This is a genomic window from Streptomyces sp. NPDC023573 (assembly GCF_055559735.1).
In genome coordinates this window covers 1,315,574-1,338,274 of record NZ_JBVHKB010000001.1, presented here as the reverse complement: position 1 = coordinate 1,338,274, position 22,701 = coordinate 1,315,574, and the positions used below count along the sequence as shown (strand labels likewise).

Annotated in this window: 20 protein-coding genes, 1 tRNA gene and 2 pseudogenes; 12 read left to right on the top strand and 11 right to left on the bottom strand. The window is 69.2% G+C overall.

Annotated elements, in window-relative coordinates; translation table 11 throughout:
- The first annotated feature begins 52 nt into the window (after positions 1 to 52).
- The 4 genes and pseudogenes from ACZ32T_RS06050 (at position 53) to ACZ32T_RS06035 (ending at position 4,445) form a co-directional block, all read left to right on the top strand.
- Positions 53 to 873: pseudogene (locus ACZ32T_RS06050) on the top strand (helix-turn-helix domain-containing protein).
- Positions 870 to 1,118 carry a DUF397 domain-containing protein gene (locus ACZ32T_RS06045; RefSeq protein ID WP_467263250.1) on the top strand — a complete coding sequence of 83 codons (249 nt, stop codon included), beginning with the start codon at positions 870 to 872 and terminating at the stop codon, positions 1,116 to 1,118. The pseudogene ACZ32T_RS06050 and the gene ACZ32T_RS06045 overlap by 4 nt, the downstream one beginning before the upstream one ends.
- 280 nt (positions 1,119 to 1,398) lie before the next feature.
- Positions 1,399 to 3,705 carry a hypothetical protein gene (locus ACZ32T_RS06040; RefSeq protein WP_467263415.1) on the top strand — a complete coding sequence of 769 codons (2,307 nt, stop codon included), beginning with the start codon at positions 1,399 to 1,401 and terminating at the stop codon, positions 3,703 to 3,705.
- Between the two features lie 92 nt (positions 3,706 to 3,797).
- Positions 3,798 to 4,445: a polysaccharide deacetylase family protein gene (locus ACZ32T_RS06035; protein WP_467263247.1), complete on the top strand. Its 648-nt coding sequence runs from the start codon at positions 3,798 to 3,800 to the stop codon at positions 4,443 to 4,445.
- Positions 4,446 to 5,046: 601 nt separating this feature from the next.
- On the opposite strand, the gene ACZ32T_RS06030 is transcribed toward ACZ32T_RS06035, so the two are convergent.
- Positions 5,047 to 5,121 (bottom strand) — tRNA-Cys (locus ACZ32T_RS06030).
- A gap of 196 nt (positions 5,122 to 5,317) precedes the next feature.
- Here ACZ32T_RS06030 and ACZ32T_RS06025 point away from each other — a divergent pair.
- The 6 genes from ACZ32T_RS06025 (at position 5,318) to ACZ32T_RS06000 (ending at position 11,366) form a co-directional block, all read left to right on the top strand.
- On the top strand, positions 5,318 to 6,802 hold the full coding sequence (locus ACZ32T_RS06025; protein ID WP_467365574.1) for an MFS transporter: 1,485 nt from the start codon (positions 5,318 to 5,320) through the stop codon (positions 6,800 to 6,802).
- Between the two features lie 40 nt (positions 6,803 to 6,842).
- Positions 6,843 to 7,043 carry a CopG family transcriptional regulator gene (locus ACZ32T_RS06020; protein ID WP_467263243.1) on the top strand — a complete coding sequence of 67 codons (201 nt, stop codon included), beginning with the start codon at positions 6,843 to 6,845 and terminating at the stop codon, positions 7,041 to 7,043.
- Entirely contained in the window at positions 7,040 to 7,429 is a 390-nt protein-coding gene (locus ACZ32T_RS06015; protein ID WP_467365572.1) for a type II toxin-antitoxin system death-on-curing family toxin, read from the top strand. Before ACZ32T_RS06020 ends, ACZ32T_RS06015 begins: the two co-directional genes overlap by 4 nt.
- 150 nt (positions 7,430 to 7,579) lie before the next feature.
- Positions 7,580 to 9,361 (top strand): DEAD/DEAH box helicase, encoded by a 1,782-nt coding sequence (locus ACZ32T_RS06010; RefSeq protein ID WP_467365570.1) that lies wholly within the window; start codon positions 7,580 to 7,582, stop codon positions 9,359 to 9,361.
- A gap of 501 nt (positions 9,362 to 9,862) precedes the next feature.
- Positions 9,863 to 10,504, top strand: a complete 642-nt coding sequence (locus ACZ32T_RS06005) for an IclR family transcriptional regulator (protein WP_104786256.1) — start codon at positions 9,863 to 9,865, stop codon at positions 10,502 to 10,504.
- 73 nt (positions 10,505 to 10,577) lie between these two features.
- Entirely contained in the window at positions 10,578 to 11,366 is a 789-nt protein-coding gene (locus tag ACZ32T_RS06000) for a S16 family serine protease (protein WP_467365568.1), read from the top strand.
- Here the strand turns inward: ACZ32T_RS06000 and ACZ32T_RS05995 are convergent.
- The 8 genes and pseudogenes from ACZ32T_RS05995 to ACZ32T_RS05960 form a co-directional block, all read right to left on the bottom strand.
- Positions 11,296 to 12,398: pseudogene (locus tag ACZ32T_RS05995) on the bottom strand (MFS transporter). The gene ACZ32T_RS06000 and the pseudogene ACZ32T_RS05995 sit on opposite strands and share 71 nt — an antisense overlap.
- 2 nt (positions 12,399 to 12,400) lie before the next feature.
- Positions 12,401 to 12,583, bottom strand: coding sequence for a hypothetical protein (locus ACZ32T_RS05990; RefSeq protein ID WP_467263233.1), 183 nt, complete (start codon positions 12,581 to 12,583; stop codon positions 12,401 to 12,403).
- A 13-nt stretch (positions 12,584 to 12,596) separates the two neighbouring features.
- Entirely contained in the window at positions 12,597 to 13,211 is a 615-nt protein-coding gene (locus tag ACZ32T_RS05985) for an ArsR/SmtB family transcription factor (protein ID WP_467365566.1), read from the bottom strand.
- Positions 13,212 to 13,332: 121 nt separating this feature from the next.
- Positions 13,333 to 14,304 (bottom strand): glycine betaine ABC transporter substrate-binding protein, encoded by a 972-nt coding sequence (locus tag ACZ32T_RS05980; protein ID WP_467263229.1) that lies wholly within the window; start codon positions 14,302 to 14,304, stop codon positions 13,333 to 13,335.
- Entirely contained in the window at positions 14,301 to 15,155 is an 855-nt protein-coding gene (locus ACZ32T_RS05975; RefSeq protein WP_467263227.1) for an ABC transporter permease, read from the bottom strand. The genes ACZ32T_RS05980 and ACZ32T_RS05975 overlap by 4 nt, the downstream gene beginning before the upstream one ends.
- The gene (locus ACZ32T_RS05970; protein WP_467365564.1) at positions 15,152 to 16,420 is read right to left on the bottom strand and encodes an ABC transporter ATP-binding protein; all 1,269 of its coding nucleotides are present in this window, start codon (positions 16,418 to 16,420) and stop codon (positions 15,152 to 15,154) included. The genes ACZ32T_RS05975 and ACZ32T_RS05970 overlap by 4 nt, the downstream gene beginning before the upstream one ends.
- On the bottom strand, positions 16,413 to 17,060 hold the full coding sequence (locus tag ACZ32T_RS05965) for an ABC transporter permease (protein WP_467263225.1): 648 nt from the start codon (positions 17,058 to 17,060) through the stop codon (positions 16,413 to 16,415). The genes ACZ32T_RS05970 and ACZ32T_RS05965 overlap by 8 nt, the downstream gene beginning before the upstream one ends.
- 16 nt (positions 17,061 to 17,076) lie before the next feature.
- Complete coding sequence (locus tag ACZ32T_RS05960; protein WP_362926962.1) at positions 17,077 to 17,550, bottom strand: Lrp/AsnC family transcriptional regulator; 474 nt, start codon at positions 17,548 to 17,550, stop codon at positions 17,077 to 17,079.
- A gap of 122 nt (positions 17,551 to 17,672) precedes the next feature.
- Between ACZ32T_RS05960 and hppD the strand changes: the two genes are divergently transcribed.
- The gene (hppD, locus tag ACZ32T_RS05955) at positions 17,673 to 18,818 is read left to right on the top strand and encodes a 4-hydroxyphenylpyruvate dioxygenase (RefSeq protein ID WP_467263223.1); all 1,146 of its coding nucleotides are present in this window, start codon (positions 17,673 to 17,675) and stop codon (positions 18,816 to 18,818) included.
- 57 nt (positions 18,819 to 18,875) lie between these two features.
- Here hppD and ACZ32T_RS05950 read toward each other — a convergent pair whose 3' ends face one another.
- Complete coding sequence (locus ACZ32T_RS05950) at positions 18,876 to 20,561, bottom strand: tetratricopeptide repeat protein (protein ID WP_467263221.1); 1,686 nt, start codon at positions 20,559 to 20,561, stop codon at positions 18,876 to 18,878.
- Between the two features lie 97 nt (positions 20,562 to 20,658).
- On the opposite strand from ACZ32T_RS05950, the gene ACZ32T_RS05945 reads away from it, so the two are divergent.
- Positions 20,659 to 22,026: an FAD-binding oxidoreductase gene (locus ACZ32T_RS05945; RefSeq protein WP_467365562.1), complete on the top strand. Its 1,368-nt coding sequence runs from the start codon at positions 20,659 to 20,661 to the stop codon at positions 22,024 to 22,026.
- Positions 22,027 to 22,044: 18 nt separating this feature from the next.
- Here the strand turns inward: ACZ32T_RS05945 and ACZ32T_RS05940 are convergent, their stop codons facing one another.
- A complete protein-coding gene (locus ACZ32T_RS05940; protein ID WP_467263217.1) occupies positions 22,045 to 22,521 on the bottom strand; it encodes an SsgA family sporulation/cell division regulator in 477 nt (158 codons plus the stop codon).
- Positions 22,522 to 22,701: the final 180 nt, after the last annotated feature.

Genomic DNA, 22,701 nt, shown 5'->3' with positions numbered 1-22,701 from the left:
AGCGTGACCAGTAGGACGCGATCCGCATCCACGCGATGTGGGAAGGACGGTGATGGCTGTGGGGACGGGTGGCGAGACGACGCGCGGGCGACGGCTGGTGGGGGAGCTGATCCGCATCCACCGGGTGCGGGCGGGTCTCACACAGAAGGAGGCGGCGGAGCAGCTGCTGATTTCGGAGTCGCTGATGGGCGCGGTGGAGCGGGCGGAGCGCATTCCGTCGCGCGACCTGCTGATCGACGCGGACCGGGTGTTCGGTGCGGGCGGGGCGCTGAAGGCGTACTGCGAGCTGGTGGACGAGGAGAAGTACCCGCCGAAGTTCCTGGACTGGGCGAAGCTGGAGCGGAACGCGCGGGTGATCAGCGCGTACGAGACGATGCTGATCCCGGGCCTGCTCCAGACGGAGACGTACGTGCACGCGCTGTACCGGTCGCGGGTACCGGCATACACGGAGGACGAGATCGCCCGGCACGTCGGAGCGCGGCTGGAACGGCAGACGGTGCTGTCGCGCACGCCGCCGCCGCGCATCGGGTACGTCATCGAGGAGTCGGTCCTGGACCGGACACTCGGCGGGACCGAGGTGCTGAAGGAGCAACTGCGGCACGTACTCGACTGCGTGGAGCGACACAACCACCTGACGGTGCAGGTGATGCCGTCGGCGCAGCACACCATGCGGGGTTGATGGGGCCGATGCAGTTGATGTCCACGGCGGAAGGACGCAACTTGATGTATGTGGAGGCGCAGGGCGGCGGTAGGTTGATCTCAAAGCCGGAGCAAGTGAGCGACCAGCTCGACCTCTTCGGCATCCTGCGGGCGCAGGCGCTCAACCCCTGGAAGTCCGCGGAGGTCATCGAGACGAAGGTGAGGCAACTGTGAGCCACGGACCCGGCCTGACATGGTTCAAGTCCAGCTACAGCAACAACGAGGGCGGGGCCTGCCTCGAAGTCGCCTACGACTGGCACAAGTCCAGCTACAGCGGCAACGAGGGCGAGGCATGCGTAGAGGTAGCCACCTGCCCCCACACCGTCCACGTCCGCGACTCCAAGCTCACCGACGGCCCCACCTTCACCGTCGCCCCCGCCGCGTGGACGGCCTTCCTGGCGAGTACAGTCACGGGCTGACCGCACGCCATCCCTGCCAGCACCGGGCGCCCGTACCGACGAGCCGACGGCGGCGGGGGCCGGGTGCAGGGATGGGCCCTGCTCGTCGGCCTCCGGATCGGTTGAGTTTCCGCCAACTGAGCAGCCCGGCAACTAAGCCGACCACGGGGAGTGAGAGGCTGGTGACAGTCGGGGGAACAGTGGTCGGGGGAGTGCAGAAGTGAAGTCGGGACTTACGTACGCGGATGTTGTCGAAGCCCCTGTGGCCAAGTTGAAGGCAGCTGCCGACGACTGGTCGGAGATGGTCACCAAGCTGGAGGCACTGGCCGACGACGCCCGTAACGGTATGAAGGCGAAGGCGGACAAGGCTGACTGGGGCGGTGTGAACGCCGCCGTTACCAAGCCCTTCATATCCAAGACGGCCAAGGAGATCGAGGACGCGGCGGCCGAGGCCAAGGGTGTGAAGCAGATACTCGCAGAGGCGCATGCGGCCATCAAAAAGGCCAAGGATGACTTGATCAGTATCCGGGACCACGAAGCGCCGGCCATTGGTTTGCATGTGAGCGCCGCAGGCAAGGTAAGTGCCCGGAACCCGGTGGAGGACATCCCCTTCGAGCAGCGCCGCCACGACCCCGACTACCCGGAGCTCGTGCGCCGGGAGAAGGCGGCGCTCAGAGCCTGGCAGAAGAAGATCGACCTGATCGTCGACAACTGCAACGACATCGATGTGTCCTTCAAGAACTCCCTTGAGGCCAACGTCACCGACCGCAAGGACTTCAGTGCACCGAAGTATTCGAAGATGGACCAGGAAGAGGCAGCCCGGGCCGCCGACCTGGCAGCCAAGGGTCGTGACATCACGCACACCGAACTCCAGGCACTCAACGAGCTGCTGAAGGAGAACAGTAAATCGGTGGAGTTCTCGAAGAGCTTCTACGAGAAGCTTGGCCCCGAGAAATCGCTTGCGTTCTTCGGGCAGGTCTCGGAGACCACTTACCCGTACGGGCAGGTCGACAAGGAGCGCCTCAAGGACGTCCAGGCGCTCCAGAAGAATCTGGGTCTCAACCTGGCCACGGCTTCGCAGGACAAGGCATTCACGGCCGAGTGGGGGCCAGAGCTGCGCAAGCTCGGCACGGAGCGCATTCCAATGGCGAAGAACGACTACGGTGGGCCATTCGGATATCAATTGCTCGGCGGCATCATGCGGTACGGGAACTACGACGCGAAGTTCCTGAATCCGATTGCCGAGCATGTGGCGCAGTTGCACCAGAAAGACTCGGACATGTTCGCCGAAAGCAAGGTGGCGAACGCCCGGAGTAATCCGTTCAACCCTTCCGGTGTGAACGGGGCCGGCTACGACCCGACCGTCTCCATGTTGGAGGCTCTCGGCAATAGTCCGGACGCGGCGAAGCGATTCTTCGCCGACGACCCGACTGCGTACAACGAAGACGGAACGATCAACCGTGGGGCCACGGCCGACCTTGGAAAGAAGGACGGCGAGGCGATCAGTAATTACCTTGATTTCTTCGGGAACGAGAAGTGGGACAACTTCGCGGACGTCAACACAAACGGCTCGGACGAACTCAAGGATTCTCGAGGCTACATGCCCGATGCCCTGGGCCACGCCTTGGAAGCGGCGACCCTCGGCTACCCGGTCGGCGACCCGGACGCGGGCGCGGTGCGGGACGCGGACAATGTCGCTGTCATGGAACAGGTCATGCAGAAGTACGGCGAGGACGCCAAACTGCTCGAGGACCCCCGCGAGGGGATGGTCGACAGCCTGGGCGTCATGGGTGCTGGCTACATCGACGACATCAACTGGGCGCTGGACAAAAATGGGGATGACAGCGTCTTCGCCCCGGTGAGAAACCCCGACGGGCATATGGCTTTTTCCGATACCGAGGACGGCAACGGCCGGGGCATTACAAGGAAGTTTTTGAGCGTTCTGGGCCACCACCCGGACGCCTACGCGTCGGTGAGTGCTGCCGAACAGCTCTATACGGGCAGCGTGTTGGAGGCCCAGGTGAATGCCGACGGCAACATTGATACGGGGGATGCCCGAAGGGCGGTGAGGATCGGATCCGGCGTACAGGGCATCCTGGACCAGTCTCGTGCAGATCAGATCGAGGCGACAAACCTCAAGTCCCATGAGGATTTCGAGAAGGCGGCAGAAAGGCGCGCCGGATGGGTGGAATTCGGCAGCACTGCAGCACTCGGCGCCGGAGTGGCGACAGCCGCGTTCTTCCTGCCTGCAGCGCCGGTCATCGGCGCTGGGGCACTCCTGGTGCCTATTTTCACCGACACAGCGACCGGAGCCGTCGAGCAGGTCATGGGAGATGTGCTGGGAGGCATGGGCGAGAAGGTGATCGACGAGAACAAGGAGGAGGTGGACGACCTCACCGACGTCGAAAAGATGGCCGTGTACACCGCTGGAGAGGCGTACACGGAGACACCGGTCGACGATTTCCTGTCGCGTCACAAAGAAGAGGTTGAAAGGTTGGACGCAAGGACGGAGGGATCGTTGGCCGAGGACTTGAATGAATCCAGACTCGTGGGCTACCAGGACGGGAACCTTCGTGCGAGGGTCCAGGGCACCGGGCCCGAGGCCTGATCTGAGCGCATGGCACTGCCGGCGCGCCAACAGGTGGTGAACGGGTGGATGGGTTGAACCGAACGCGAGACCAGGGAATTGGGTGTGCGAGGGTGCGGCGGTTGCTGACGGCTGTGGGAGTGGTCCTGGTCCTGGGTGCCGGGGGCGTGGCATGCGGCGCCCAGGAGGAGGAGCACGCGCAATTCGTCGGGGCTGATGAGGTGTGCGGCGGTCTGTTCGCCGGTCCGACGGCGGCGATGCTCGAAAAGGTGACGGGGGAGAAGGTCTTCGCCTGGGCGAACGGAAACGGCATGGAGAAGGTTGTGGCGGCGCTCAAAAAGGGCTATGCGTCCGGCCGTTCGTGGGCCGGGGGAGCGCACCTGTGTGAAGCCGACCCGAAAGGTGGGGGTCTGGGTGACGAGGCTGGCATCTCGTTCTCCATGTACGCCCCGCAGGATGCGGAGGACGAGAGGCTCCCGTCGGGCGGCGAGCTGTACACCATGGGTGTGCAGTCTTCTGTCAGGCGGGGTGGCGCATCACTCTACTTTGAATGCGTGAGTCCGCAGTTGGAAGGTTCGGACAAGACGCCGCTCCGGATCCAGGGCGGTTTCGGGCGTGGGAAGAGCGACGCGCCTGATACGCGTGAGTACCGCAATATGAACATGACCATCCTCCACGCCATGGCGCTCAAGCTGGTGAAGGAACTCGACTGCCAGAACAACGGCGGTCTGCCGAAGACCCCCGTGCTCACCCCGAAGTAGAGACGTCGTGTCCGGTGCGGACTCTGCGGAGGTTTCGCAGCCTCATGGGCTGAACCACCGGCGTCAGAGAGACAGATGCTTCTGAGGTGTTCCTACCGCCAGGCAATCGCGGGCCTGGCGATGGCCGTATTGCTGGTGGCCGGTGCCATCGGCTGCGGTGAGGACGAAAAGAGCCGGCCTGGGAGTCCCTAGAAGCAGTCCATGCCTCCCGAGCGGCTGTGCGGAGGTGCTGCGGTGTCTGCCGGGACGGCGAAAGCCTTGTGGCGAACCTCCGGAACAGGGCACGGGGACGTCTGCTGCGTCTACACCCCCGGCGCCAGAGGGGACCGGCTTCCACCTTCGGATCACCTGGCGCCTTTCCGGCCAGCCTCCCATGGGGCCCTGGCGTCGCGGTGCACCGCGCTGCAGAGGGGGAAGCTGGCCGGTACGGCATCGGACCATGTGTTCGTCAACGCGACTGTGGTCCCATGGCCAAGAGTTTGGGCTGCGAGGACGACGGAGCACTGCAGGCGCAGCCGTCGTTGTACCCGGCGAGTCGCGGCACGCAGGAACGGCCGCCCCCGCGCCATGGGGGCGGCCGTTCCTTTCGGGTTCTCCCGTGTGGAGGCCGTGACCGGATTCGAACCGGTGTAACTCGAGTTGCAGTCGAGCCCCTGAGCCTCTCGGGCACACGGCCGTGCGTTTCTTGATCTGCTGTCGACCGTACGGGCCCGCTGGGGCCAGGCCAAGGGACGCGGGCGGGCCGCAACATGACTGCCATACCGCGTTCATGCTCGCGGTCCAGGCGAGCCTTGGTCCTACGGCCAAGGGACCAGCCGCGTTCCACCCACCGACAGGGGTCACCAGGTGTGGTGGCCCTTACTCTGGGGCCCATGACTGCCCTGGAACCCAGTGACGCCGAAATCACCGCCGCCATAGTCGAGACCTCCACCGAGCCGGTGGAGGTCGCCGAACCGGCGGAAGGCGTCCTCGGGCGGACCTACCGGGCACTCAGCATCGGCATCGTCTCCGTCGTCCTGCTCATCGCCTTCGAGGCGACCGCCGTGGGCACGGCGATGCCGGTCGCGGCCCGGGAGCTGCACGGCATCCCGCTCTACGCGTTCGCCTTCTCCGCGTACTTCACCACCAGCCTCTTCGCCATGGTGCTGTCCGGGCAGTGGGCCGACCGGCGCGGGCCCCTCGCCCCGCTCGCCACCGGGATCGGGGCCTTCGGGGCGGGGCTGCTGCTCTCCGGGACCGCGGCGAACATGTGGACGTTCATCCTGGGACGCGCCGTCCAGGGCGTCGGCGGCGGGCTCGTCATCGTGGCGCTGTACGTCGTCATCGGGCGGGCGTACCCGGAGCGGATCCGGCCGGGCATCATGGCGGGCTTCTCCGCGGCCTGGATCGTCCCGTCCGTCGTCGGCCCGCTCGCCTCGGGGACCGTGACCGAGCACCTCGGGTGGCGCTGGGTCTTCGTCGGCATCCCGGTCCTGATCCTTCTGCCGCTGGGCCTCGCACTGCCCGCGATCCGGCGGATGGCGGGAGGGGCCACCGACGCGAAGGCAGCCGCGGAGCCCTTCGACCGGCGCCGCATCCGGCTCGCACTGGGGATCTCGGCGGGCGCCGGGCTGCTCCAGTACGCGGGGCAGGAGCTGCGGTGGCTCTCGCTCGTCCCGGCGCTGGCCGGTGCCGCGCTGCTCGTGCCCGCCGTGCGCGGGCTGCTGCCCGCCGGGACCGCTCGGGCCGCGCGGGGGCTGCCCGCGGTGATCCTGCTGCGGGGGATATCGGCCGGCTCGTTCATCGTCGCGGAGTCCTTCGTGCCGCTGATGCTCGTGACGCAGCGGGGGCTCTCCCCGACGCTGGCCGGACTCTCCCTGGCCGCCGGTGGTCTGACCTGGGCGCTCGGCTCGTACGTCCTGGCCCGGCCTCGGCTGGAGCCTCATCGCGGGGCACTCATGGTTATGGGCATGGTGCTCGTGACGCTGTCGATCCTCGCCGCGCCCGCCGTGCTGATCGAGTCCGTGCCGGTGTGGACGCTGGCCGCGGTCTGGGGCGTCGGGTGCTTCGGCATGGGCATCGTGATCGCGTCGACGAGCGTGCTGCTGCTGAAGCTGTCGGCCCCGCAGGAGGCGGGAGCCAACTCGGCCGCCCTCCAGATCTCGGACGGCCTCTCCAACGCACTGCTGCTCGCCGCGGGCGGTGCCGCCTTCGCCGCGCTCGGCGGCGGCTCGGTGGGTGCGGCCGCCCATGGGGCCGTGGGGAGCGGTACGGCCACGGCGCACCCCGGGGCGTTCACGGTGGTGTTCCTGCCGATGGCGGCGGTGGCGCTGGTGGGGGTGTGGGTGGCGGGCCGGGTGCAGCCTCGCCGGGAATGAGTGGTACTGGTGTGGCCCCACGCGGTGGTACCGTTCTGGTATGGCCATGAACCTGCGTCTCCGCGACGACCAGACCGAGGCACTCAAGCAGCGGGCCGAGCAGGAGGGCACCAGCATGCACGCGCTACTGCTCAAGGCTGTGGACGACTACCTCGCCCGGACGGCTCAGGAGGCCATCGTCCGTAAGACCGCCAAGGAGCAGGCAGCCAAGTGGGGCGAGCTCATGGATCGGCTCAAGTGACCTGCGTCTATCTCTCTTCCGAGGACATCCTCGTCATCGCGGGATACGCCTGCGACGACATGCAGGTCGTCGTGCGCGACGTCGGTCTCCTCGAGTCCGCGGCGCACCGTCCGTCCGCTGCCATGTTCGGGGAGGAGGCCTACCCGGACGTGATCGGCAAGGCCGCGGCGCTCCTCCAGTCGCTTGCGGTCAACCGTCCACTTTTCGACGGCAACAAGCGGATGGCATGGCTGTCCTGCGTCTCGTTCCTGGCGATGAACGGGGTCGATCTGCGCCCGGACATCGATGCGGCGGAACGGCTGGTCATCGCGGTGGCAATTGGCGAGGTGGACGAGGTGAAGGCCATCGCCCAGGAGCTGCGCGAGCTGGTCGTCGCCGAGGTGTGACCGCTGTCGCACTATCCTCCCGAGAGGCGTCGCCCAGGGAGGTTCCGCTCCCCCCGCCGGTAGGGTGGCCCGGTTGTCGTATCGCGTACGGGCCGGCTGCGGCCCCGTCGGACAGCACCCCACGTACCCGAGAGACCCGAACCGGAGACCGTGACTACTACCGCCTCCCACCACCTCTCACCCGCCTTTCCCGGCCGCGCCCCCTGGGGTACGGCCGGCAAGCTGCGAGCCTGGCAGCAGGGTGCGATGGACAGGTACATCCAGGAACAGCCGCGCGACTTCCTCGCGGTCGCGACACCCGGCGCCGGGAAGACCACCTTCGCGCTGACCCTCGCCTCATGGCTGCTGCACCACCACGTGGTCCAGCAGATCACCGTGGTGGCGCCCACCGAGCACCTCAAGAAGCAGTGGGCGGAGGCCGCGGCCCGCATAGGCATCAAGCTCGACCCGGAGTACAGCGCCGGACCCGTGAGCAAGGAGTACCACGGGGTCGCGATCACGTATGCCGGTGTCGGCGTGCGCCCCATGCTGCACCGCAACCGGTGCGAGCAGCGCAAGACGCTCGTGATCCTCGACGAGATCCACCACGCCGGTGACTCGAAGTCCTGGGGGGAGGCCTGCCAGGAGGCGTTCGACCCGGCGACGCGGCGGCTCGCGCTCACCGGTACGCCGTTCCGGTCGGACACCAACCCGATCCCCTTCGTCGCGTACGAGGAGGGCAACGACGGAATCCGCCGCTCCTCGGCCGATTACACCTACGGCTACGGCAACGCCCTCGCCGACGGGGTCGTCCGCCCCGTTATCTTCCTCAGCTACAGCGGCAACATGCGCTGGCGCACCAAGGCCGGTGACGAGATCGCCGCCCGGCTCGGCGAGCCGATGACCAAGGACGCCATCGGTCAGGCCTGGCGCACCGCGCTCGCGCCCACCGGTGAGTGGATCCCCAACGTGCTGTCCGCCGCCGACAAGCGGCTCACCGAGGTGCGCAAGGGGATCCCGGACGCGGGCGGGCTCGTCATCGCGACGGACCAGGAGTCGGCGCGCGCGTACGCCAAGATCCTGAAGAAGGTGACCGGCGAGTCCCCGACCGTGGTCCTCTCCGACGAGAAGGCGGCGTCGAAGAAGATCGACAAGTTCAGCCAGGACGAATCGCGCTGGATGGTCGCGGTGCGCATGGTGTCGGAGGGCGTCGACGTCCCGCGCCTCGCGGTCGGTGTGTACGCCACGACCATCTCGACGCCGCTCTTCTTCGCCCAGGCCGTAGGCCGTTTCGTACGGTCGCGTCGCCGCGGCGAGACCGCCTCCGTCTTCGTGCCGACCATTCCGATGCTCCTCGACTTCGCGAACGAGATGGAGGTCGAGCGCGACCACGTGCTCGACAAGCCCAAGAAGGGCAGCGACGAGGAGAACCCGTTCGCCGAGGAGGACCGGCTCCTCGCGGACGCGGAGAAACTCGAGGACGAGGAGACCGAGGAGCAGCTGCCCTTCGAGGCGCTGGAGTCCGACGCGGTCTTCGACCGGGTGCTGTACGACGGCGCGGAATTCGGCATGCAGGCGCACCCGGGCAGCGAGGAGGAGCAGGACTACCTGGGAATCCCCGGCCTCCTCGAACCCGACCAGGTGCAGCTGCTCCTCCAGAAGCGGCAGACCCGGCAGATCGCGCACAGCAGGCAGAAGCCGGCGGAAGAGGCGGACCTGCTGGAGAAGGCGGCCGAGAACCGCCCCGTGGTCACGCACAAGAAGCTGCTGGAACTGCGCAAGCAGCTCAACACGATGGTCTCGGCCTACACCCACCAGAGCGGCAAGCCGCACGGAGTGATCCACACCGAGCTGCGCAGGGTCTGCGGCGGCCCGCCCAGCGCGGAGGCGACGGCCGGGCAGATCCAGGACCGCATCAAGAAGGTCCAGGAGTGGGCCACCCGGATGCGGTGACCCCTCCCTGACGGCCCCGGTGCGTGGGCGGAGTGATCCGCGCGCATCGGGGCCTCGGCGTGATCCGGGCCGAGCCGCAGGCGGCTCGCGCGGGGGTGCGCGCCGTCCCCCGAGGGCGCGTGAGGGTGCCACACGCGCCTGCGGTGGGGAATATTTTCGGCACTTGTTTCACGGTGAGTTAACAATCGTTCACGCGTCATGTACGCAGCGTTGCGGAGGCGTCACCCGACTTGGACGCGCGTAGATGTTCGCGTTCCGGACGGTCCGCCGCTGACCGGCGGTTATGTCGTGCGGCTCCGGAGGGAGACCGGATTCTGGACGAGGTCTTCCGCTGAGCGGACCCTCTCGCTAATGTCCCCGAAACATGAACGCCCCGTGGCAGTGTGGCCGCGGAGCGCAGCCGGTGCCATGGCCAGTCGGCGGCCTCTCGGTGCGTCGCCGTGGGACCGGCGTCGGTATCCCGGAGACAACCGCCCCGCTCACCACGAGGGAGAGGGCGTCGTGACCGCGGAGACTTCTCAGACGCTCGACCGGGGACTGCGTGTCCTCAAGCTGCTCGCCGATACCGACCACGGCCTGACCGTCACCGAGTTGTCGAACAAACTCGGCGTCAACCGCACCGTGGTCTACCGACTGCTCGCCACCCTGGAACAGCACGCGCTCGTCCGGCGTGACCTGGGCGGCCGGGCCCGAGTGGGTCTGGGCGTGCTGCGCCTGGGCCGTCAGGTGCACCCGCTCGTCAGGGAGGCGGCACTGCCCGCGCTGCGCTCCCTGGCCGAGGACATAGGGGCCACCGCCCACCTCACGCTCGTCGACGGGTCGGACGCGCTGGCGGTCGCCGTCGTCGAGCCGACCTGGACCGACTACCACGTGGCCTACCGGGCCGGTTTCCGGCACGCCCTGGACAGGGGTGCCGCGGGCCGGGCCATCCTCACCGCCCGGCAGAAGACCGTCGACCACCCGGGCTACACCCTCACCCAGGGCGAGCTCGAAGCCGGTGCCTGCGGGGCGGCGGCGCCGCTGGTCGGGGTCTCCGGTGTGGAGGGCAGCGTGGGTGTGGTCATGCTCGCGGACGCCGTACCGGAACGGGTCGGGCCGAGGGTCCTCGACGCGGCCCGTGAGGTCGCCGACGCGCTGCGTTAGACGAGCGGACCGCCCCGGCCCCACCGCGCCGGGGCGGTCGGAGCCGGGGGCGCGCGGCGGATAGATTGGGCGGGTGGCCATTCGTCTCTCCCGCCCCCGCCTCCTCGCCCTCTGCGCGCTGCCCGTCCTCGCACTGTTCGGTACGGCGGCCTTCGCGCCGCTGCCGTTCACCGTGGCGCAGCCCGGCACCACCGCGGACGTCCTCGGGGCCGCCAAGGGGACACCGGTCATCACGGTCAAGGGCGCGCCGACCCACCCCACCGACGGCAAGCTGCTGATGACGACGATCCTCGCGACGTCACCGACGGCCGACGTCGGCGTCAGCGACGTGGTGGACAGCTGGTTCAGGACGGACCGGGCGGTCATGCCCCGGGACTCCGTCTACCCGACCGGCGACTCCGAGAAGGAGATCGAGCAGCACAACCTCCAGGACATGGAGGAGTCGCAGAACGTCGCCGTCGACGCGGCCCTGAACTACCTGGACCTGGAACCCGGTTCGGTGGACATCACCCTGCACCTCGCCGATGTCGGCGGTCCGAGCGCGGGCCTGTTCTTCTCCCTCGGCATCATCGACAAGCTCTCGGACAACGGATCCGGAGGCAATCTGACAGGCGGCCGGACCATCGCCGGCACGGGGACGATCGAGGCCGACGGCGCGGTCGGCGCGGTCGGCGGGGTCAGCCTCAAGACGCAGGCCGCCCGGCGGGACGGCGCGACCGTCTTCCTGGTGCCGAAGGCCGAGTGCAAGCAGGCCAAGGCGGAGCAGCCCGAAGGCCTGCGGCTGATCCCCGTCACGACGCTGAAGGGTGCGGTGTCCTCGCTACGGGCCCTGGATCAGGGGGGCAAGGTTCCGGGCTGCTGACCTTCGGCTCCGGGCCGTCCATGGTGCGCCAGGCGGGGAAGACCAGCGGGCTCAGCGTCGCCAGGAAGTAGAGTCCGCCCATCGCCAGCAGGGCCCCCGTCGCGCCCACCCCCTCGACCAGCAGCCCCGCCGCCAGCCCGCCCACCGGCATGGCGAGCTCGCAGCCCGCGGTGAGGGCCCCGGCGACCCTGCTGCGCAGCTGCTCCGGTACGCGTTCGTACGTCATCGTCGTCAGGATCGGGTTGAGCATGCCGCCCGCGATCCCGCTCAACGCCATCGTGACGGCGAGCGGCAGAGTGGTCCCGGTCAGCGCGGCGACCAGGAAGCGCGGAGCGCCGCACAGCACCACGCAGACCGAGAACACCGTCCGCCGCGAGAAGCGGTGCCCCACCGCCCCGTACAGCAGGGCGCCCGCCAGCCCGCCGGCGCCGAACAGGGCGGTGAGCAGCCCCAGATGGGCCGCCCCGCCCAGCTCACCCTCGGCGTGCACGGGCAGCAGGACGGCGTTCCAGCCCTGATCGGTGCCGTTCATGAACATCACCATCACCACGACAGCCAGCAGCAGCCGGTTGCCCAGCAGATAGGCGTAGCCCTCCCGCAGCTCGGCGCCGTAGGTGCGAAGTGACACGGGGGCCGCGGCCCTGCTCGGCTCTGCCGAGCGGACACCCCGTACGCCCGCCGCGACCAGCAGTGCGGACAGTGCGAACGTGGCGGCGTCCAGCAGGAGCACGGTCTCCGCGCCGGCGAAGGCGATCAGCACGCCGGCCAGGGCGGCGCCCACCATGCGGGCGCCACGCGACACCGCGTCGAAGAGGCTGGCGGTATCACGGGCCCGCCGATCAGGGCGGCGACGACGATCGGGAGGGTCGCGCAGAAGGCGACGACACCGGCCCGGCCGGCGCTCCCCGTCGTCTCCAGGACGAACCACGGTACGCCGATGAGGGTGAGCGAAGTCCCCGCGGTCGATATCGAGTTGGCCGCCAGGACGGCGGTGAGCGGTGTGCGGTCCCGTGTCTGTTTCCCCCCGTCCACCGTCAGGCCGTTCGCACGGAGCGTGCCGGGGGAGGCGGGCTCTGGGCCAGCCGGAGGCCCAGCTCGACCAGGGTCCAGCCCATCCGGTGGCGCAATCCGGGGCGTACGGGGATGAACTCGGCCGCCTCGTGACGGAGTTCGGCGGCGCGGTAGGTGTGGAGCAGCAGGTGGATGTCGCTGTGCATGACGGTGATCCCCTCAGTCGGTGGGACGCGGGAACATGTGCAGGTGGGTGCGGACGTTGGCTGATCCCTCGGCGTCGTCGGGGACGCGGCCCCGGTAGCTCTGCACCAGTTCGCGCACCTTGTCCGCGAGTTCCATGGAGAGCTCGGGGGTGAGGCGCACCTTGAAGTCGCTGAGGTCCCAGCCCTTGCGCCACTCCTCGGGCCACTCGTGCATCGTCCCCAGCCACGTGTTGAGCTCCTGGGCGTGCGTGGTGGCGATCTCGTGGAGCACGACTCCGACGGCACCGCGCACCTCGGCGTCCGGGTGGTCCAGGAAGGCGCCGGTGCTGAAGGTGTTGCCCACGTGGACGGCCTTCCACCACCGCTCGCGCCCCTTGCCGCGCTCCGGGTCGTCCTCGACGAAGCCGTACGTCGCGAGCTGGCGCAGGTGGTAGCTGGTGGCCCCGCTGGACTCGCCGAGCCGGTCGGCGAGTCCGGAGGCGGTCGCGGGGCCGAACTCGCGCAGGGTGTTCAGCAGCCGGATCCGCAGCGGGTGGGCGAGACCGCGCAGGGTGCGGGTATCGACGTGGTGGATCTTCGGGTCGTCGGCGTACGGCGACGGCCGGCGGTCGGGCTCGTTCGGTGGCATGGCATGACCATAGAGTTGCAAAGGCTGCTTTGCAACACGTTTTTTGCAACGACTTCTTTGGAAGTCCCCGTTCCGCCTGGCCTGTTCCGCCCGGCCCGTCCTGCCCGGCCTTTCGTCTCCGCTAGCCCTCCTTGATGAATCCTTCCTTCACGAGCCAGTCCTTCGCGACCTCGTGCGGGTCCTGGCCGTCCACGTCCACCTTGGAGTTCAGCTCCTGCGCGAGCGGTGTCGTCAGCTTCCTGGTGACCGGCGCCAGCAGTCCGGCGATCTCGGGGTACTTGTCGAGGGTCGCCGTATGGATGGCGGGGGCGGCGTTGTAGTTGGGGAAGAACTGCTTGTCGTCCTCCAGGACGTCCAGGTTCATCGCCTTGATCCGGCCGTCGGTGGTGTACACCTCGCCGAGCAGGCAGGAGTCGGACTCCGACACCTGCGTGTAGATGATCCCGGCGTCCATCTTCTGGATGTTCGACGCCGGAAGCTTCATCCCGTACTTCTTCTGCATGCCGGGGAGTCCGTCGTCGCGCGAGGCGAACTCGTTCTCCACGCAGACCGTCACGGCCTTCGGGTCCTTCTTGGCCAGCGCCGCCACGTCCGACAGCGTCTTCAGGTGGTACTTGGCGTTGTTCTTCTTGCTGATGGCCAGGGCGTACGTGTTGTCGAGCGTGGACGGCGGCAGCCACGTCACCCCGTTGCCCTTGTCCTCGTCGCGGACGACCTCGTACTGCTTCTGCGGGTCGACGACCGGCTCGGCGTGGCCCAGATAGGTGATCCACGCCGTGCCCGTGTAGTCGTACAGGGCGTCGGCCTCACCCTTGACGACCGCCTCGCGCGCACTGATCGACCCCGGCAGGTTCGTGCGGTCCAGGACTTCGGCGCCCGCCGCCTTGAAGAGCAGGCCCATGATGTGCCCGAGGATGATGTTCTCGCTGAAGTTCTTCGAGGTCACCGTCAGCGACGCGCCCTGGAGGGGCTGCCCCTGCCCGACCGACCCCGGTTCCACCTCGTCCACCAGCGGTGATCCGCTCTTCAGCCCGCACCCCGTGAGGAGGAGGGCGAGCGCGGCCGCCGATGCCAGGCCCGTACGTACCCTCACGCTTCCTCCAGTCCGCGCGGCGTCAGCCACAGTTCGACCAGCGATGCCAGCCAGTCCACCAGCAGTGCGAGCACCACCGTCAGTACGGAACCGAGCACCAGCACGGGCATGCGCTGCGTCTGGATGCCCGAGGTGATCAGGTCACCCAGCCCGCCGCCGCCTCCGAAGGTGGCCAGCGTCGCCGTGCCCACGTTGAGCACCAGGGCGGTGCGTACGCCCGCCAGGATCAGCGGGACGGCGAGCGGCAGTTCGACCCGGGTGAGCGTGCCCATCGCCGACATCCCGATGCCCCGGGAGGCCTCCACGAGCGTCGGCTCGATCTGGTTCAGACCCGCCACCGTGTTGGAGAGCACCGGCAGGACCGCGTAGATCACCATGCCGGTGATGGCCGTCGAAGGGCCGATGCCCAGCCAGATCACCAGCAGGGCCAGCAGCCCGATCGCGGGCGTCGCCTGACCGATGTTGGCCAGGGCCGTGACCCAGGGGGCGGCCTTCTTGAGACCGCGCCGGGTCAGCGCGATACCGATCGGGACGGCGATGATCAGCACCCAGAAGGTGGAGATCGCGGTCAGCCTGACGTGCTGCCACCAGCGCACCTGCACGGTGTCGCCGGCCAGGGAGTTCTCCGCGACGGAGTCGAGGTCGACGTTGGTGATCCACAGATAGGTCGCGACCAGGACGACGGCGCACACGGCCGGCACCAGCACGAGCTTCTTCCAGGTGATGCGGCGCGCCGGGCCCGACGGCGCCGGGGCGGGCTCGCTCTCCTCGTCGCGGAAGGCGTGACCGTTGACGTCGTGCTCGCCGGGTGGCCGCGCGTCCTTCGGGGATACCTGACGGCTGGGGGTCATAGCCCGCTGCCACCGCCTTCGAGCTCCTGTTCCGTCTGATGGGACCGGGACTCCTCCAGGTCGTGCCGGTGCTCCATCGCGGCGAGCCGGTCGGCCTCCAGGAGCTCCTGCACGGAGTTCAGCAGCGTGTGCATGTCGACGACGCCGATGAACTCGCCGCGCCGCCCCGTCACCGCGACCCGCCCGCCGCTGTCGGTCAGCACCGCCTCCAGCGCGTCGTGGAGCGTCGCGTCACGGGTCACCGTGTCGTGCACCAGCTGACCGGCCCTGGCGAGCGAGCCCTTGGCCCGCATCAGGTCGCCGCGCCGCAGCCATTTGTACGGACGGTTGCGGCGGTCCAGCATCAACAGCTCGTTGTGCTGGCCGTCGCGCAGCTTGTTGAAGATCGACTGGAGCGGGTCCTCGACGGTCACCGTGGGGAAGTCGGCGATCCCCACGTCCCGTACGCGGGTGAGGTTGAGACGCTTCAGGGCCGCGCCCGCCCCCACGAACCCCGAGACGAAGTCGTCCGTCGGATTGGTCAGGATGGCCTCGGGGGTGTCGAACTGCGCGATGTGCGACCGCTCCCGCAGCACCGCGATCCGGTCGCCCAGCTTGATGGCCTCGTCGAAGTCGTGGGTGACGAAAACGATCGTCTTGTGCAGCTCGTGCTGGAGCCGGATCAGCTCGTCCTGGAGGTGGTCGCGGGTGATCGGGTCGACCGCCCCGAACGGCTCGTCCATCAGCAGGACCGGCGGGTCGGCGGCCAGCGCCCGGGCCACGCCCACGCGCTGCTGCTGGCCGCCGGAGAGCTGGCGGGGGTACCGCCCGTGGAACTCCCGGGGGTCGAGGCCGACCAGGTCGAGCATCTCCTCGACCCGGTCCTTCACCCCGGACTTCGACCAGCCCGTCATCTTCGGCACGAGGGCGATGTTCTCCGCGACCGTCATGTGCGGGAAGAGACCGGAGGACTGGATGGCGTAACCGATCTTGCGGCGCAGCTTCACCGGGTCCATGTCGGTGACGTCCTCGTCGTTGATCCTGATCCGCCCGGACGTCGGCTCGATCAGACGGTTGATCATCTTCAGGGTGGTGGACTTCCCGCAGCCCGAGGGGCCCACGAGGATCACGGTCTCACCGGCCTTGATGTCCATGGACACGTTGTCCACGGCGGGATTGGGTTCCCCGGGGTAGGACTTGCTGAGGTTCTCCAGCTGGATCGTCGCGCCCGAGGTGGCCGGGCGGGGCGGGGCCGACTCCGTCGACCCGGTGGCTGTCTCAGGCACGGATCCCCCTAGGAATGGTGAGCCGCCCGAGCAGTACGTACGCGGCGTCGAAGAGCAGGGCGAGGATGACGATGCCGACCGTGCCGGCGAGGACCTGGTTGATGGCGTTGGCGCTTCCGAGTGAGGCGAGTCCGCGGAAGATCTCGTTGCCGAGACCGGGACCCGAGGCGTACGCGGCGATGGCGGCGATGCCCATCAGCATCTGGGTGGCCACCCGGATGCCGGTGAGGATGGGCGGCCACGCGAGCGGCAGTTCCACCTTGAGCAGCCGCCTCGTGCGGGACATCCCGATGCCCTTCGCCGCGTCGACGAGGGAGGGATCGACCCCGCGCAGTCCGACGATGCAGTTACGGACGATGGGCAGCAGCCCGTACAGGGTCAGGATGATCACGGTGGGCGGGACCCCCAGGCCGACCAGCGGGATCAGCAGGCCGATCGCCGCGAGGGACGGGATGGTGAGGATCGCCGAGGTGGAGGTGACCGCCAGGGCACCGCCCCAGCCGCTGCGGTAACTGACCACACCGATCAGGACGCCGAGGACGGTGGCGATGACCATGCACTGGAAGACGGCGCTGACGTGCTGGAACGCGTCCGTGAGCAATTGCTGGTGCCGTGTGCCCACATACTCCCAGAAGTTCACATGTTGCTCCCTCGGCTCAGTCGGTGTCCTCTGCAGCCTGCTCGATCAGCGGGATAATACGCAGGGGCACCGGATTTTCCATGACGATCGCCGTGGAGGCCCGGACGATGCCATCAAAGCCGAGGACCAGGTCGATCACCCGCTGGAGATCGGCGTTCGAGCGAGCCACGAGCCGGCAGAGCATGTCCCCGTGTCCGGTCGTGGTGTGCAGCTCCAGCACCTCCGGCACGCTGCTCAAATGGGCCCGTACGTCGGCGCCTTGTCCCTGCTTGATCTCCAGCGTGGCGAACGCGGTGACGGGGTAGCCCAGCGCAGCCGGGTCCACGTCCGGGCCGAAGCCACGGATGACGCCATTGGACTGAAGACGGTCCAGCCTCGCCTGCACCGTCCCGCGCGCCACCCCGAGCCGCCGCGACGCCTCCAGCACACCGATACGGGGCTCACGGGCCAGCAGCACGATGAGCCGGCCGTCCAGTCGATCGATCGCCATGATCCGTCTCCCGATGGTCAGCCTGTACGGACAGCCCGCCCATCCTGGCGTCCGGGTGTGCAGATTGACCAGTGGATCCGCGAACTGTTGCGCACCTTGCGGAGCGGCGGGAACCTTCGGACATGACTGAGACTGTGCACACCACCCCCGACACCGCCCGGCAGGCCGATCCCTTCCCGGTCAAGGGAATGGACGCGGTGGTCTTCGCTGTGGGCAACGCCAAGCAGGCGGCGCACTACTACTCGACCGCCTTCGGCATGAAGCTCGTCGCCTACTCCGGACCGGAGAACGGCAGCCGCGAGACCGCGAGTTACGTCCTGACAAACGGCTCCGCCCGCTTCGTCCTCACCTCCGTCATCAAGGCGTCCACCGAGTGGGGCACCTTCCTCACCGACCATGTGCACGCCCACGGCGACGGTGTGGTGGACCTCGCCATCGAGGTCCCCGACGCCCGCGCGGCCTACGCCTACGCCGTCGAGCACGGCGCGCGGGGCGTCACCGAGCCGTACGAGGTCAAGGACGAGCACGGCACGGTCGTCCTGGCCGCCATCGCGACGTACGGGAAGACCCGCCACACGCTGGTCGAGCGCGGCGGCTACGACGGCCCGTACCTCCCGGGCTACACGGCCGCGGACCCGATCGTCGAGCCGGCGCCCAAGAGGACCTTCCAGGCCATCGACCACTGCGTCGGCAACGTCGAGCTCGGCCGGATGAACGAGTGGGTGACCTTCTACAACAAGGTCATGGGCTTCACCAACATGAAGGAGTTCGTCGGCGACGACATCGCCACCGAGTACTCCGCCCTGATGTCGAAGGTCGTCGCGGACGGCACGCTGAAGGTCAAGTTCCCCATCAACGAGCCCGCGATCGCGAAGAAGAAGTCGCAGATCGACGAGTACCTGGAGTTCTACGGCGGCGCCGGCGTCCAGCACATCGCGCTCGCCACGAACGACATCGTCGCGTCCGTGAAGGCCATGCGGGCGGCCGGCGTGCAGTTCCTGGACACCCCGGACTCGTACTACGACACCCTGGGGGAGTGGGCGGGCGAGACCCGCGTCCCCGTGGAGACGCTGCGCGAGCTGAAGATCCTCGTCGACCGGGACGAGGACGGCTACCTGCTGCAGATCTTCACCAAGCCGGTCCAGGACCGCCCGACGGTCTTCTTCGAGATGATCGAGCGGCACGGCTCGATGGGCTTCGGCAAGGGCAACTTCAAGGCCCTGTTCGAGGCGATCGAGCGCGAGCAGGAGAAGCGCGGCAACCTGTAGCCACAGCGCCGCAGGGCCCCTTCTCCCGGCCGGGAGAAGGGGCCCTGCGGCGTGCTGTCACGGGGTCTTCGCGGCCCCCGGAGCCGCCGAGGCGGACGCCGACCGTGCCGGCTCCGGTCCGGCAGGCTTCCCGGCCGCCTTGCCGCCTTCCGCCGACGCCTCAGCCGAGGGCTCAGCGGAGGGTTCAGCCGAGGAGTCCGGCGACGGCTCCGTCCCGGACTCGCTCCCGGCCCCCTTCTCCGGCTTCCCGGGCTCGGAGGCGCCCTCCGGCCCGGGCGGCCGCACCGCCGCGGGGCCTCCGCCCGCCGGGTCGCCCAGCGCGTCCAGGGCCTCCCGCGCCAGCGGGGCGGCCAGGGGCGAGAAGTCCGGGTTCGTGCGGAGCGCCTCCTCCAGATGGCCGCGGGCCGGGCCCTCCTGCCCGAGCGCACTCTCGATCACCCCCAGGTGGTAGGCGTACGAGGCGTCCCGCACACCGGTCTCCACCGCCCGCTCCGCGTACTGCACGGCCTCCTCGCTCCGGCCCGCCCGGTGCAGTGACCAGGCCAGGGTGTCCGACACCGCCGCGCTGCGGCGCTGCGCCGCCCACTCGGTGCGCATCAGCTCCACCGCCGCCTCCGGATCACCGTGGTCGGCCTCGAAGCGGGCCTCGGTCAGGGACTCGTCGACCCCGGCCGTCCTCGCCCGGGTGAGGAGCTCGCGGAGCTTCGTGTACTGGGTCCGCGCGTCGCCGTCCAGGCCCAGGGACTCGTACAGCTCGGCCAGTTCGAGCACGTACTCGGGGCGGGGGAGTTTCGTCGTCACCGTCCGGTACTCCGCCAGTGCCTCGTCCGTGCGGTCCAGCGCGGCCAGGGCGCGGGCCCGGCCCGCGAGGGAGGGGAGGTGGCCGCGGTCCGTGCGCAGGGCGGCGTCGTACTGCGCGAGGGCTTCCGCCGGCTCCCCGCGCTCGCCGGCGAGGTCCCCGAGGCGGTGCAGGGCCACGGCCTTCGCGGCCGGTGTGCCGGCGTGGTCCGCCGCCTCCTGGGCGGTGGCCAGGGCGTCCTCGCGCCAGCCCTGGTTGCGGTACATGTCGGACGTCCTGGCCAGGGCGGGGGTGCCCTTGCGCAGGGTGCCGAACTTCTCCGTCGCCCTGGCCGCAGCCGCGTACTCGCCGAGGCCGTTGTAGGCGTCGATCAGCACCGGGTACGCCGTCCAGTCCTTCGGCTGCCGCGCGCGGACCGTCTCGCCCCACTTCTTCGCGGCGAGGAAGTCGTTACGCGCGTTGGCGAGCGTCCCGAGCCCCACCCAGGCCCGCACGTTCCCGCGCTCACCCGGCTGTGCGGCCAGCGAGCGCTGGAGGGCCTGCTCGGCCCGGGTGTAGTACGCCGTGTCCGCGGACCGCCGGCCCCACTCCACGTACGCCGTGCCGAGCACCGCCCAGGACGGGGCGTCCGCGGGGTGCGTCTCCACCCACTTCTGCCGGTCACCGATGAGAGCCGTCAGATCGGACAGGGACGCCGGGGCGCCCGCCGCCGCGGCGGCCTCGGCCCGGGCCACCGGCCCCGGCGTGGGCGGTGCGGCGACCTCGTCGTCGTCCGGCACGGCGATCACCGCACCGGCCACGAGTACGGCTCCCGCCACCGCGCCGAACGCCGCCCTGCGCAGCGTGGTGCGCATCGGCGCGGGGGGCGGTGGGACGGCCGTCGCACCCTGGGGCGGCAGGGGGGAGGGGGGCGGCTCCGGGTTCTGCTGCGGCTTGGCATCCATGGCCATCACTCTGCGTCAGTATGAAGATCGCATCGCGCTCCGCGAAGGGTGACGCAGACGGGTTCACACCATTGGCCCCGGGTGCCACGCTTGGATCATGGACCCTCTCCTCGAACGACTGCGCGCAGGTCTCCCCGCCGAGGCCCTGATCACGGACCCGGACGTCACCGCCTCGTACGCCCACGACATGGCGAGCTTCTGCGATGCCGGTGCCCCCGCCGTCGTGGTGCTCCCGCGCACGGTCGAGGAGGTCCAGCACGTCATGCGGACCGCCACCGCCCTGCGGGTCCCCGTCGTCCCCCAGGGCGCGAGGACCGGGCTGTCGGGCGCGGCCAACGCCTCCGACGGCTGCATCGTCCTCTCCCTGGTGAAAATGGACCGGATCCTGGAGATCAGCCCGGTCGACCGGATCGCGGTCGTCGAGCCGGGCGTCGTCAACGCGACGCTGTCCCGCGCCGTCAACGAACACGGGCTGTACTACCCGCCGGACCCCTCCAGCTGGGAGATGTGCACGATCGGCGGCAACATCGGCACCGCGTCCGGCGGGCTGTGCTGCGTGAAATACGGAGTCACCGCCGAATACGTCCTGGGCCTCGAGGTCGTCCTGGCCGACGGGCGGCTGCTGAACACCGGACGCCGCACCGCGAAGGGCGTCGCCGGATATGACCTCACCCGGCTCTTCGTCGGCTCGGAGGGCAGCCTCGGCATCGTCGTGAAGGCCGTCCTCGCGCTGCGGCCCCAGCCCCCGCAGCAGCTCGTGCTCGCCGCCGAGTTCGCGTCGGCGGCGGCCGCCTGCGACGCCGTGTGCCGGATCATGGAGCGGGGGCACACCCCGTCACTCCTCGAACTGATGGACCGTACGACGGTGCGCGCCGTCAACGCGATGGCCTCCATGGGCCTCCCCGAGACCACCGAGGCGCTGCTGCTCTGCGCCTTCGACACGCCCGACCCGGCGGCCGACCTCGCCGCCGTCGGCGAACTGTGCACCGCGGCCGGGGCCACCGAGGTCGTGCCCGCCGACGACGCGGCCGAGTCCGAACTCCTGCTCCAGGCGCGCAGACTGTCACTCCCCGCACTGGAGACCGTCAAGTCCGCCACGATGATCGACGACGTGTGCGTGCCACGCTCGCGGCTCGGCGCGATGATCGAGGGCACCGCAGCCATCGCCGAGAAGTTCGGGCTCACCATCGGTGTGTGCGCCCACGCGGGGGACGGCAACACCCACCCCGTCGTCTGCTTCGACCACACCGACGCCGACGAGTCCCGCAGGGCCCGCGAGTCGTTCGACGAGATCATGGCGCTGGGCCTCGAACTGGGCGGCACCATCACCGGCGAACACGGGGTCGGCGTCCTGAAGAGGGAGTGGCTCGCCCGCGAACTGGGCGAGGTCGGCGTCGAGTTGCAGCGCGGCATCAAGGCCGCCTTCGACCCGCTCGGGCTGCTCAACCCCGGCAAGCTGTTCTGACGGCCATCCGCACCACGCTCAGGCCTCCCCGTCCGGCGTCTCGTCCTGGGACCAGGGGTCGCTCAGCCACAGGTCGTCCGCCGGCAGCGGGGTGAGCAGCTCGGCGAGGGCTCCGTCCAGTCCGAGCAGCGCGCTCTCCGTGCCCGGCGGGACCACCCGCAGGGTGCGCTCCACCCATGCGGACACGGCCCCCGCCGGCACCTCCAGGAGGGCGTTGCCGTCGGGCGAGGTGAGCGCGACGCAGATGACGCCCCGGTCCTCGACCCTGGTCGGCCAGATCCGTACGTCCCCGTGCCCGCACGGCCGGAACACCCCTTCCACCAGCAGCTCACGGGCGAACGTCCAGTGCACGGGCGACTCGGAGCCGATGTGGAAGGTGATGTGCACGGCGTACGGGTCGTCGGTGAAGTAGGACAGCCGCGCCGGCACGGGGACGGACCGCTCGGGCGACAGGACCAGCTTCACTTCCAGTTCGCGTTCCACAGCGTTCTGCATGAGGGTGCACGACCTTCCGATGCTCGTAGGGTCCGGTCCCGTGACCGGTCCGCACAAGGAGAGAGCGCCCTCACGGACGTCTATGACGCGACTTCCCAGAAAAACTTCCCCGGACCCTGAAAGTGGTCCAAACGACAGGACAGGCCCGGGGGTGCTCGGTGGTCTGATAGATGTGGACCC